At 44.5% G+C, this 12,756-nt stretch carries 8 protein-coding genes; 2 read left to right on the top strand and 6 right to left on the bottom strand.

What is annotated here, in order from left to right; all coding sequences use genetic code 11:
* Nucleotides 1-131 precede the first annotated feature (131 nt).
* Both AB6D07_RS13190 and znuA read right to left on the bottom strand, forming a co-directional pair.
* Nucleotides 132-3,518, bottom strand: a complete 3,387-nt coding sequence (locus tag AB6D07_RS13190) for a helix-turn-helix domain-containing protein (protein ID WP_017103230.1) — start codon at nucleotides 3,516-3,518, stop codon at nucleotides 132-134.
* Nucleotides 3,519-3,764: 246 nt separating this feature from the next.
* Nucleotides 3,765-4,649: a zinc ABC transporter substrate-binding protein ZnuA gene (znuA, locus tag AB6D07_RS13195; RefSeq protein WP_009847313.1), complete on the bottom strand. Its 885-nt coding sequence runs from the start codon at nucleotides 4,647-4,649 to the stop codon at nucleotides 3,765-3,767.
* Between the two features lie 83 nt (nucleotides 4,650-4,732).
* Here znuA and znuC point away from each other — a divergent pair, with 83 nt between their 5' ends.
* Complete coding sequence (gene znuC / locus AB6D07_RS13200; protein ID WP_012604527.1) at nucleotides 4,733-5,512, top strand: zinc ABC transporter ATP-binding protein ZnuC; 780 nt, start codon at nucleotides 4,733-4,735, stop codon at nucleotides 5,510-5,512.
* Nucleotides 5,512-6,297, top strand: coding sequence for a zinc ABC transporter permease subunit ZnuB (gene znuB / locus AB6D07_RS13205; protein WP_009847315.1), 786 nt, complete (start codon nucleotides 5,512-5,514; stop codon nucleotides 6,295-6,297). Before znuC ends, znuB begins: the two co-directional genes overlap by 1 nt.
* A 135-nt stretch (nucleotides 6,298-6,432) precedes the next feature.
* Here the strand turns inward: znuB and sucD are convergent, their stop codons facing one another.
* From sucD to sucA, 4 genes are all read right to left on the bottom strand, one after another.
* Nucleotides 6,433-7,305 carry a succinate--CoA ligase subunit alpha gene (gene sucD, locus AB6D07_RS13210; RefSeq protein ID WP_004734209.1) on the bottom strand — a complete coding sequence of 291 codons (873 nt, stop codon included), beginning with the start codon at nucleotides 7,303-7,305 and terminating at the stop codon, nucleotides 6,433-6,435.
* Complete coding sequence (sucC, locus tag AB6D07_RS13215; protein ID WP_009847317.1) at nucleotides 7,305-8,471, bottom strand: ADP-forming succinate--CoA ligase subunit beta; 1,167 nt, start codon at nucleotides 8,469-8,471, stop codon at nucleotides 7,305-7,307. The genes sucD and sucC overlap by 1 nt, the downstream gene beginning before the upstream one ends.
* 206 nt (nucleotides 8,472-8,677) lie before the next feature.
* Nucleotides 8,678-9,886 (bottom strand): 2-oxoglutarate dehydrogenase complex dihydrolipoyllysine-residue succinyltransferase, encoded by a 1,209-nt coding sequence (gene odhB, locus AB6D07_RS13220; RefSeq protein ID WP_009847318.1) that lies wholly within the window; start codon nucleotides 9,884-9,886, stop codon nucleotides 8,678-8,680.
* A 21-nt stretch (nucleotides 9,887-9,907) separates the two neighbouring features.
* Entirely contained in the window at nucleotides 9,908-12,727 is a 2,820-nt protein-coding gene (gene sucA / locus AB6D07_RS13225; RefSeq protein WP_017103231.1) for a 2-oxoglutarate dehydrogenase E1 component, read from the bottom strand.
* Between the last annotated feature and the right edge of the window lie 29 nt (nucleotides 12,728-12,756).

Here is a 12,756-nt window from a genome sequence, read left to right on the forward strand (position 1 = left end):
CTCGTATCTCGTATCTCGTATCTCGTATCTCGTATCTCGTATCTCGTATCTCGTAGAAGCATAAAAAAGCCCCAACACGAATGTCGAGGCTCAAAGTATCTTTATCTATGTTGTAACTGGACGTCCCTAGTTCACTGCTCTTCGTTGTTTTCAGCAAACTTAGATGGCGACATGCCAAAGTGATGTTTAAACCTTTGACTGAAATAGGAAGGGTCATTGAAACCAGAATCAAACGCGACGTCTGAAATCCTTTCTCCCGCAAGTAGCCGCTCGCACGCATGCTCTAAACGCACTTCATTCAAATGCTCTTTAAAGGTCTTGTTGTAAGCCGATTTAAAACGTCTCTGTAAGCTTCTCTCTGACATGAACAAGTACTTAGCAGCATTTGCAGTACTGAACTCTGCATCGGCGTAGTTTTCACTTACAAGCTGTGACACTCTGTTTTTCCACTCTTGCTCAGCACTTAACCTTTGTTGCTCCGTCGCTGAAACTCTAAGTTTAATGGTCTCGATCTGTTCAATTGTGCTAGCTTCCAAATTATCTAACACTTGATATTCAATCGGCCACGAAAGCTGCACCTTATTTTGAGAGTCCGAGACAAAAGCATTCAGTTCACCACCGCTCTGGTTCATCAATAATGGCAACTTTTCGATGTTTAGGTCGGTCGACTTTCCAGTATTGTCATTAATGCTTGAAGTCAATTTTGGGAAAGGCATTCCATGGTCTCGAATCGTCACAACAAGGTGCTCTTTAACCTCTTCAACCAATACCACCATACTCTGTGACTTAAAATTTCTCTTAATGATGCTAGCGACTAGACTGTTGAAAATAATATCAAGGTTAAAATACAGCAAGGAGACGTGTCGTTGTTTAGTGTCAACTTTAATATCCAGTTCAATACCGGCTTTGGCTAAATCGTCCTGCCAAGCTTTGAGTACAGCTTCTAAGATTAAAATTATATCGTAACAAACCTTTCCCTTCCCTTGTGGCGTGTTACTCAACTGAGCCAAGCCATTTTTCAATGTCAATATTGGCGACTTACCTTGTTCATCATGCCAATTTGGGATCATAGCTGCGATATGATTAACTTCAGAAGAGAGTTCATTAGCAGTATGTGTGACAAGAGCACTCTTAACTGACAACTGTTTTTTAAGCTGTTGATTAGTCGTTAGTAGTATTCGGCTTTGATGCCTCAGTTGATCTGTCTTTAATGCAACTTGCGCCTTTAAGTGCCTGTTGGCGAAAGTGACGTAACGCGATCGCCAAAAAACCAAAGCAGTCACTACACAGATAAGTAATACAAGAGAGCTTGCTGCTGCCCAATTACTCAGATACCAAGGTTCCGCAATAGAAAAGCTTTGGTTCGTTGACGTAAAGCGATAATGGGAGTCCTTAACGGGTTTCACTTCCAACGTATAGTCCCCAGGAAGAAGGTGATCGAGTGTTAGTAACCCCCCTTCAAACTCACTCCAAGGTTCATTGTCGCTTAGTCGATACTCCATTGCAGGTGTGTATGTCGCTGGTAAAATTCCAATCTTAAAACCGATTGATGAGCCATAAGGAATTTCATCTAAATCAGCTGTCTTGCCACCAAGTGATACTATCTGATGGTCGACACTTATCTTGCTTAGCAATGCACGGCTATGAGGTGTTGTTGATACCAATAGCTCATTAGCTAACGCACTCACCACGCCATATCTTGAGCCAAAGATAAGCCTAGTAGACTGGCTACCTGAGCTGTAAAACAGAGCACACGCACCTGCAGCCAATTCATTGGTGATCAAGCCAAATGGTGAGCCGATATGTTTATGCAGTTGCCCATCCAATCCGTAATAGCTAATACCTTTCGAAGAGCCTAACCACATCCCATTATCATCGCTAATTAAACATTTAGGACTGATATTTTCCTCAACAAGAGTGACCTCTTGAATAATAGAACTGTTATTAGAGATTCGATACACACCATAGCTACTCGCAAACCACTGGGATCCATCTTTCGCTTTTTCAATATCGACCACTTTGCCAAGCCGCTCGCTTGAACGACTAAAGCTAATTCTCTCATCAAGAAAAGAGTAGAATCCGTGATCAGTACCAACATAAATACGACCTTGTAAACCTATATTGAGAGCGGTGATCTTTGCTGGCAAAAATTTATCGACTAACCAGTCGGTACCATAACTTGTCAACTTATTGGTTTCGATAGATAACGAATAAAGGTTTTGTCCCGAGGTCATCCAAAGCATGTTATTCGCTTCAAGTGCAAAGTTTTCAACGGGTACACCTTCAATCGCTCTTGGTAGATCGACCTTTTCAGCCTCTAACGTATCAGTGTTGAAACTAATAATACCTTCTGCAGTCGCCAACCAAATTGAAGAACCAAAGAACTCAAAGTCCTGTACTGGGTTAGAGTAAACACGAACGGGGTTATCTTCACTTTGAGAATCAACCAAATAGAGACCTCTGGAAGAAGCAACCCAAGACAGTTGATCGCGAACAAGCTGTACTTTGTTTATCACCACACTACTCGAGTGCATCCCCATTCCCGTTAATGGCGTTCTTGAGAATGTCCTGCTGAACAGTGAAAAGTATCGAATTCCGTTATTGGTCGCGACCCACATTCCACCAGCATGGTCGTTAATTAACGAATATATTTTTTCACCCGGTAACGAAAAGTCTTGATTATCGGCTTGTTCAAATCGTGTAATTTGCCCCGTAATAAAGTTGTAGCTGATAAGACCATGCTCAGTCCCAATCCAGTATTGATCGGTTGTTTCAGCGAGAGAAAGAACATGCGAACCACGCACCCACCTTTCTTTCTTAGGATTTGCAAGATCTATAATCACTGCACCATTCAATGTACCAATGACTAACTCACGTCTTGCCATCGAAAAATACAGCGTCTCTATATGATTTTTTTCTGATGCACCGATATGAGTAAATTCTTGGCTATCAGAAAGGTACACTCCGGAGCTGGTCGCAAGCACCCATTTTGACAGCACCCGCTCAGCATCGTTAATCGTAATATCGCTGCTATTGTTATGCCGATACAATTTTAGAAGCGAGTAAGTGCTAAATTCTAAAGATTGAGTATTGTACGTATAGAAATTACTGCCATCTGTAACCCAAATATAATCACCGGAAGCACCGATATTCGCGATCTCAGCCCCCGGGCTTAGACTAAATGCAAGTGCATTGCCGATTCCTGGGCTATGTCGGTACACCTCATTATCAAAGAAAGTCCAAAACTCATCGTTAAGAAACGCGACTTTCTCTGAAGAAAATTGCAAAAGGCTACCTTTTCGAGGGAATAGGGTTCTGCCATCATAAAAAAGTATTTTTCCATGCACATCATGAACCCAGAGTCCGCCACCTTCACCTAAGTACAGATTTTTTGCCGCAAGGAAGTTCCCTTGTGCTTGAACGGGCAAAGGGTAGAAAACGGAGGGTGATGTATTTACCGCAAGAACGCTAAATGAAATGCTCATTAAGATGAACATTTTGAAAATAATTCGATACAACTTTTAATCCTGAACAGCAACAACACATGAAATATTGGTTCTCACAGCGCTTGTTGCTGATTAACCAAAAAGTGAGTTTTTTTGTGCTTATTATTATCTTTCTATTTTAGCTGAAATTGACAAAGGAGAAAGGAGGTTTGATATTTGTTGGAAGGTTTTATCTTAGCGGTCACGAAAATGCCGCAAAAAGCGGCATGATTCATCAATTAACGAGAGCAAAGTGTCGTAAAGAATACTCAATATTGATTACATTCCACTTAAGCAACTTGTGTAACTATCTGTAAGCTGCTGAAGAAAATCAAAATAGCTTCCACTCTTCACTTCAACCTGCGAACCGACAGGATCAAGTTGCCCTTGTTTAGCGTTACTTCCACGAGTCACCGATTCAATCACCGCTGGTGTAAATTGAGGCTCTGAAAATACGCATTGAACATTTTCACGCACCAAAGTCTTCTTGATAGCTATCAGACTTTTTGCGCCAGGTTTACGCTCAGGGCTAACCGTAAAGTGACCTAGATTATTCAACTTAAATTCTTGTTCGAAGTAGCCATACGCGTCATGGAATACGTAGTAGCCTTTGTCTTTCACTGGCGCGAGTTGTTCATGAATCGCCTGCTGTTTCTCTTTCAAAGCAATCAAGAATGAATCTAGATTCTCTTGATACGCCATGGCGTTATCAGAGTCTGACTCAATTAGCTTAGCTGAGATATACTTTGCCGCGACCTCGACTTGATCGATACCCAACCAAAAATGCGGGTCATGACTACCATGGTTGTGCCCTTCATGAGCATCGTGGTCTTCATGTCCAAACTCTCTCAAGTTAATCCCCGGAATCTCACTGATCTTGATAACGTTTTCTTTAGAACCAATCACCTTGGTCAAAAAAGCTTCTAGGTCAGGGCCAAACCAGATCACCATATCGGCACTATGAACTTTTTTGACATCCGATGGCTTAAGCGCATAATCGTGCGGCGAAGCATTGCTGTTCATCAACACATCAGGTTCACTAACGCCCTGCGTTAATTCTGTCACAATCATTTGAATTGGTTTGAAGCTTGTTAGAATAGTATTGGCACTTGCAACACTTGGCGCTAAAAGCAAAGTAGCAAGTATAAAAGATGAACGTGACATAATTCCTCGTTAATAGAAAAGTAGCTTAGGCTTGAGGTAAATGTTACATTATAACATTAGCGAATTGCAAATGAGTTCTATTCATGGATAATTTAATCCAACTAGATTCTGTGAGCGTCGAATTTGACGGTCGAAAAGTTCTAGATAACATCTCTCTAAATTTAGAGCGCGGCAGAATCACCACCCTGATTGGGCCAAACGGTGCAGGAAAGTCGACATTAGTAAAAGTGGTATTAGGTTTACAGACCAAATTTTCAGGCACAATAACAAAAGCTAAAAAACTGAAAATTGGCTATGTACCACAAAAATTAAAGCTCAATGATTCACTACCGCTCAATGTAGAACGTTTTCTAAAGCTCACTGGTAAGTTCAGTCAGCAAGAGATCCTTGAAGCATTGAAGCTCGTTGGTGCTGAACATCTACAAAAGAGCAACATGCACCAACTATCTGGCGGTGAAAACCAACGTGTGCTAATTGCTCGTTCATTGCTAAGAAGACCCGATCTACTGGTTCTTGATGAACCCGCACAAGGTGTTGATGTACAAGGCCAAATAGACCTGTACGACCTGATCGATACCATTCGCCACCGTTTTGGTTGTGCCGTATTTATGGTTTCACACGATCTGCATTTAGTGATGGCAAAAACAGACGATGTTATCTGTTTGCATCACCATATCTGCTGTTCAGGCGCACCGGCAGACATCAAACACCACCCCTCTTATATCGCACTTTTTGGCACCGCGACCCAAGAGACCTTAGCCTTTTATCACCACCAACACGAACATCACCATCATGATCTCGCAGGACAGCCTGTCGAAGGCGACGTGCATGAATGTTCAAACCATAAACACGGACACCACTAATGCTTGAGTTTCTTCTTCCCTCTATTTTAGCTGGCTTGGGCATTGCTCTAATCGCGGGGCCACTAGGTTCATTCGTGGTGTGGCGCAAGATGGCTTACTTTGGTGACACGCTTGCTCACGCTTCTTTGATGGGCTTAGCACTTGGCTTTCTGTTCAACATTAACTTGTATTTCGCGCTGCTGATTTGTTGTTTGATGCTAGCTGTGTTGCTAGTGACTTTACAAAAACAAAAGCTGGTCGCGACCGATACCCTACTCGGTATTTTGGCGCACAGCGCTCTGTCTTTGGGTCTTGTCGCCGTGAGTTTCTTAGATAACGTTCGCGTTGACCTAATGAGCTACCTATTTGGTGACTTGCTTGCAGTGTCTCCGACAGATTTGGTATTCATCTATGCGGGTGCTGCCGTGATTGGAGTGGTACTTGCTATCTTTTGGCGACCACTATTGTCGACGACCGTTAACGAAGATCTCGCAGCGGTTGATGGCATCAACATTGATTTAATGCGTCTTATTTTGATGCTATTGGTTGGGATCGTGATTGCGGTAGGTATGAAGTTTGTTGGTGCGTTAATCATGACCTCACTACTTATCATTCCGGCAGCAACGGCAAGAAAATTCGCCAATACACCCGAACAAATGGCATTCCTTGCATCGGTAATTGGTTCTATCGCTGTGTTCGGAGGATTGAGCTTGTCTTGGTTCTATGACACACCGGCCGGCCCTTCTGTTGTTATCAGTGCTGCGGCAATGTTTATGTTATCTCAAATGGTTAGAAGCCGAGCTTAACACTTATCAGTACGATCTCGTATCTCGTATCTCGTATCTCGTATCATTGAAAACATACAAAAAAGGCTTGGTCAGTGACCAAGCCTTTTTAATATCATTCAGTTAACTTCTATCTCATCGATAAAAGCCTGCTGATTACCAACCCGTGATTTCACGTAGGCCTTTACCGATGTCAGCAAGAGACTTAACAGTCTTAACGCCTGCTGCTTCCAGTGCTGCGAATTTATCTTCAGCAGTACCTTTACCGCCAGAGATGATTGCGCCTGCGTGGCCCATACGTTTACCCGGAGGAGCAGTAACACCAGCGATGTAAGATACAACTGGCTTAGTTACGTTTGCTTTGATGAACTCAGCCGCTTCTTCTTCCGCAGTACCACCGATCTCACCAATCATTACGATTGCTTCAGTCTCTGGGTCTTCTTGGAAAAGTTTTAGGATATCAATGAAGTTTGAACCTGGAATAGGGTCACCACCGATACCAACACATGTAGACTGACCAAAGCCTTCATCTGTTGTTTGTTTAACTGCTTCGTACGTCAGAGTTCCTGAACGAGATACGATACCTACTTTACCCTTCTTGTGGATATGGCCAGGCATGATACCAATCTTACACTCGTCTGGAGTGATAAGACCTGGACAGTTAGGACCGATCATGCGAACGCCAGTTTCTTCTAGCTTCACTTTAACGTCGATCATGTCTGTAGTAGGGATACCTTCAGTGATCGTTACGATCAGTTCGATACCTGCATCAATCGCTTCTAGGATTGCATCTTTACAGAAAGGTGCTGGTACGTAGATAACTGTTGCTGTTGCGCCAGTCACTTCTACTGCTTCACGTACTGTGTTGAATACTGGAAGGCCTAGGTGAGTTTGACCACCTTTACCAGGTGAAACACCACCAACCATTTGCGTACCGTATGCGATAGCTTGGTCTGAGTGGAATGTACCTTGACCGCCAGTGAAACCCTGACAGATTACTTTAGTGTCTTTGTTAATTAATACAGACATTATTTAGCCTCCGCAGCAGCAACAACTTTCTGAGCAGCATCTGTTAGAGATACAGCAGCAATGATATCAACATCAGAATTAGCAAGTACTTCACGACCTAGGTCTGCGTTTGTACCTTCTAGACGAACAACTACAGGAACTGTTACGCCAACTTCTTTAACTGCACCAATAATACCTTCAGCGATCATGTCACAACGAACGATGCCACCGAAAATGTTTACGAGTACTGCTTTAACATTGTCATCAGAAAGGATGATCTTGAATGCTTCAGCTACACGCTCTTTTGTCGCGCCGCCGCCTACATCAAGGAAGTTTGCTGGCTTGCCGCCGTGTAGGTTTACGATATCCATCGTACCCATCGCAAGGCCTGCACCGTTAACCATACAGCCAACGTTGCCATCAAGTGCTACGTAGTTCAGTTCCCACTGAGCTGCGTGCGCTTCACGCTCGTCTTCTTGTGAAGGATCGTGCATTTCACGAAGCTTTGGCTGACGGTACATTGCGTTTGAGTCAATGTTGATCTTGCCGTCTAGACAAAGCAGGTTGCCTTCGCCAGTGATTACAAGCGGGTTGATTTCTAGTAGAGCTAGGTCGTACTGAGAGAACATTTGGCCAAGACCCATGAAGATCTTAACGAACTGTTTAATTTGATCGCCAACTAGACCAAGTTTGAACGCAAGTTCACGGCCTTGGTAAGCTTGAGGGCCCACTAGAGGATCGATCGCTGATTGGTGAATCAACTCTGGAGTTTCTTCAGCGATTTTCTCAATGTCCACGCCGCCTTCAGTTGACGCCATGAATACAATTTTGCGCGTTGCACGGTCAACAACAGCACCTAGGTAAAGTTCGTTAGCAATGTTCGATGCTTCTTCAACTAGGATCTTTGTTACAGGTTGACCATTAGCGTCTGTTTGGTAAGTCACTAGGTTTTTACCTAGCCACTTTTGTGCAAACTCTTTAACGCCTTCTTTGGTGTCATGTAGCTCTACGCCGCCCGCTTTACCGCGACCACCAGCGTGTACTTGACACTTAACGACTTTCTTGGCTGTACTGATACGACCTGCAGCTTCGAAAGCTTCTTGTGCTGTATCACATGCGAAACCTTCTGGTACAGGCAAACCGAATTCTGCAAACAGCTGTTTGGCTTGGTATTCATGCAAATTCATTTTGATATTCCGTTTATTTTCCCTTAAGGGATTATTATTTCCATAACGACACAGTTTCCTGTGGTACGTCTGTAGGGTCTTCTCAAATCAACTGCTGTCCATTTTCTAATGGCTTTACAGTTCAATTGAAGGCCAGACGTTGAGCAGCCTAGCCTTTGAAACTTTTTACGTCTAGCTAACCGGGTTAACTAGACGTTTTAGAGATACTAAACGTCTAATAGCAGACGTGCAGGATCTTCTAGGAGCTCTTTGATTGTCACTAGGAAGCCAACTGATTCTCGGCCGTCGATTAGACGGTGATCGTAAGAAAGCGCTAGGTACATCATTGGTAAGATCTCAACCTTGCCATCAACAGCCATTGGACGATCTTGGATTTTGTGCATACCCAAAATTGCCGCTTGAGGCGGGTTGATGATTGGCGTAGACATTAGAGAGCCAAATACACCACCGTTCGTGATAGTAAAGTTACCGCCCATCAACTCATCAACAGTTAGCTTGCCGTCACGGCCTTTGATTGCTAGCTCTTTGATGCCTTTTTCAATGTCAGCGAAACCTAGTGTGTCACAGTCTTTCAGTACTGGAGTTACTAGACCACGTGGTGTTGATACTGCCATGCTGATGTCGAAGTAGTTGTGGTAAACGATATCTGTACCATCGATAGAAGCGTTGACTTCTGGGAAACGCTTCAGTGCTTCTGTTACTGCTTTCACGTAGAAAGACATGAAACCAAGACGCGTATCGTGACGCTTCTCGAATTGGTCTTTGTACTGCTTACGAAGATCCATGATTGGCTTCATGTTCACTTCGTTGAAAGTAGTCAGCATCGCTGTGCTGTTCTTCGCTTCTAGAAGACGGTTTGCAACTGTCTTACGTAGGCGAGTCATAGGCACGCGTTTTTGGCTACGAGCCGCTGCTGGCGCTTCAACTGCTGGTGCAGATGCTGCTGCCGGAGCCGCTTTCGCTGCTGCTAGGTGTGCATCGATGTCTTCACGAGTAATACGACCACCAACACCAGTGCCTTTAACGTCAGCTGGTTGTAGGTTGTGTTCAGCAAGAAGACGACGAACAGCAGGGCTTAGTGCGTCGTTGCTTTCTTCTGTCAGTGCCGCTTTGTGGCGTTTATCAGGAGAAGCTTCTGTATCTTCAGTCGTGTCTTTCGTTGGTTCACCAGCGACAGCACCAGGCTTAATTTTAGCCAGAAGCTGCTTAGAAAGTACCGTAGCACCCTCTTCTTCGATGATAGCTTCCAGAACACCCGCTTCAGGAGCCGGTACTTCTAGAACTACTTTATCTGTTTCGATGTCTACAATGACTTCATCACGTGCAACGGCTTCGCCTGGTTTTTTGTGCCAAGTCGCTACTGTTGCATCAGCCACAGATTCAGGTAAATCTGGAACCAGAATTTCAATTGTCATGTGCGTATTTTCCTTTTACTTCTAGTTCTTAAGTAGGGTCAAAGCGTCGTCAACTAACGCCTTTTGTTGTTTCAAGTGTACCGACATATAGCCAACAGCTGGTGACGCTGATGCAGGACGACCTGCGTATTGAATATCAGCACCCACTGGGATAGCAGCTCGGAAATTATGTTGGCTACTGTACCAAGCACCTTGGTTTTGTGGCTCTTCTTGACACCAAACGTAATCGACTACATTTGTGTATTGTGCGATGGCAGCTCTCACGTCCTCATAAGGGAACGGGTAAAGTTGCTCAATACGTACAATAGCGACATCGTCTTGCTCGTTCTTACGTCTTTGGTCAAGCAGGTCAAAGTAAACCTTACCTGAACAGAACACGACGCGTTTTACGTTCTCAGGAGACAGATCATCAATTTCTGCGATAGCTGGTTGGAACGTGCCTTCTGCCAAATCTTCAAGAGAAGATGTACACAGAGGGTGACGAAGCAATGACTTAGGTGACATTACGATCAGTGGACGACGCATTGGTCGAACAACCTGACGGCGAATCATGTGGTAAACCTGAGCTGGTGTTGAAGGAACAACAACCTGCATGTTTTGTTCAGCACATAACTGAAGGTAACGCTCTAGACGCGCAGAAGAGTGCTCCGGGCCTTGGCCTTCATAACCGTGAGGAAGCAACATAGTTAGACCACATAGACGTGCCCACTTTTGCTCACCTGATGAAATGAATTGGTCGATAACAACTTGTGCACCGTTTGCGAAATCACCAAATTGTGCTTCCCAAAGGGTGAGACCGCTTGGCTCTGCTGTCGCATAACCATACTCAAATGCGAGTACCGCTTCTTCAGATAACACAGAGTCAAACACTTGGAATGGCCCTTGTTTATCATGAATGTTCGCAAGAGGAACATACGTGCTTGCATCTGATTGATTGTGCAGTACTGAGTGACGGTGGAAGAACGTACCACGACCTGAATCTTGGCCAGAGATACGAATACGCTTACCGTCGTCAACCAGTGTTGCGTAAGCCAGAGTTTCAGCCATACCCCAATCGACTTGTTTCTCACCATTCACCATGGCAGTTCGATCGTTGTACAGTTTATTTACTCGGCTTTGCAGCTTGTGGCTGTCTGGGTATTGGCAAAGTTTAGTACCAAGCTCTTTCAGGCGCTCGATATCAATCTTATTGTCCCACTCGATGTTCCAGTCGTGACCTAGGTAAGGAGACCAGTCCACAGAGTGAAGTGCCATTGGGCGCCACTCTTTAACCACAACTTCACCGTGATCAAGTGCATCACGATATTCGTTAACCAGTTGAGTTGCCGTATCAATACCAAACTCTCCACGCTCCATTAGCACGTCAGCGTAAAGCTTACGTGGTGTTGGATGCTTCTTGATTTTTTGGTACATCAAAGGCTGTGTTGCATTCGGCTCATCGGCTTCGTTGTGACCGTGGCGACGGTAACAAACCAAATCAATAACAACATCACGCTTGAAGGTATTACGGTAATCCAATGCAAGACGCGCTACGAACGCAACCGCTTCTGGATCATCAGAATTAACGTGGAAAATCGGAGCCTGAACCATCTTCGCGATATCTGTACAGTACATCGTAGAACGTGTATCGCGAGGGTTAGACGTCGTAAAACCAACTTGGTTGTTTACAACGATACGAACCGTACCACCGACACAGAAACCACGCGCTTGAGACATGTTAAACGTCTCTTGCACTACACCCTGACCAGCGATAGCTGAATCACCGTGGATAGTAATTGGAAGTACACGGCTGCCGTCTTTATCGTCTAGACGATCTTGTCGAGCACGTACTGAACCGATAACTACCGGGTTTACGATTTCCAAGTGAGATGGGTTAAATGCGAGTGCTAAGTGAACGTTGCCGCCTGGTGTTGCGAAATCCGCAGAGAAACCTTGGTGGTATTTCACATCACCAGTGCCCCACGAGTCATCGCTGTGCTTGCCCGCAAACTCGTCAAACAGGTCTTGTGGCTTTTTACCAAGCACATTGACTAGCATGTTTAGACGACCACGGTGAGCCATACCAACAACAACTTCACGCATGCCTTGTCCACCAGCATGACGAATAATTTCCTTCGTCATTGGGATAAGAGCATCACCACCTTCCAACGAGAAGCGTTTTGCGCCTGGGAATTTCGCACCAAGATAGCGCTCAAGACCTTCAGCAGCCGTTAGCTCTTCTAGGAAAGCTTGCTTTTCTTCTTTATTGAAAGAGGGTTGACCAGATACAGACTCTAAACGTTGTTGGATCCAACGCTTTTGTTCTGTATTAGTCATGTGCATGTATTCAGCACCAATCGAACCACAATACGTTTGCTTTAGAGATTTGTAGAGATCTTTAAGCACCATCGTCTCTTGGCCAATGGCGTAAGAGCCGACGTTAAACGTCTCGTTGAGGTCTTCTTCGGTAAGAGTGTGGAAAGAAGGGTCCAGTTCAGCGACTGTATCTCTTTCCCATAAACCTAGGGGGTCTAGATTTGCTGATTGATGCCCTCGGAATCGATAGGCATTAATAAGTTGCAGAACCTTTACTTGTTTCGCATCGACATCTGGATCACTAACTTGGACACTGTAATGCTTTGTTTCTTGAGCGAGTCGACGGAAGTATTCACGAACACGAGAGTGTGGTTGTTCCACCGCTTCTGAAGCTTGCACAGGCAGTTCTTCAAAAACGCTTCTCCATTCGTCACTTACCGAATCGGGGTCACTAAGATACAGTTCATAGAGTTCTTCTACGTACGTTGCATTGGCGCCAGCCAAGTGTGAAGACTCGAGCCATGCCTTCATCACGCCGTTGTGCATATTTTCCCTTAACCAGTAGTTTTCACGTT

Source organism: Vibrio sp. 10N.239.312.C11 (genome assembly GCF_041466065.1).
GTDB classification, from domain to species: Bacteria; Pseudomonadota; Gammaproteobacteria; order Enterobacterales; family Vibrionaceae; genus Vibrio; species Vibrio tasmaniensis_A.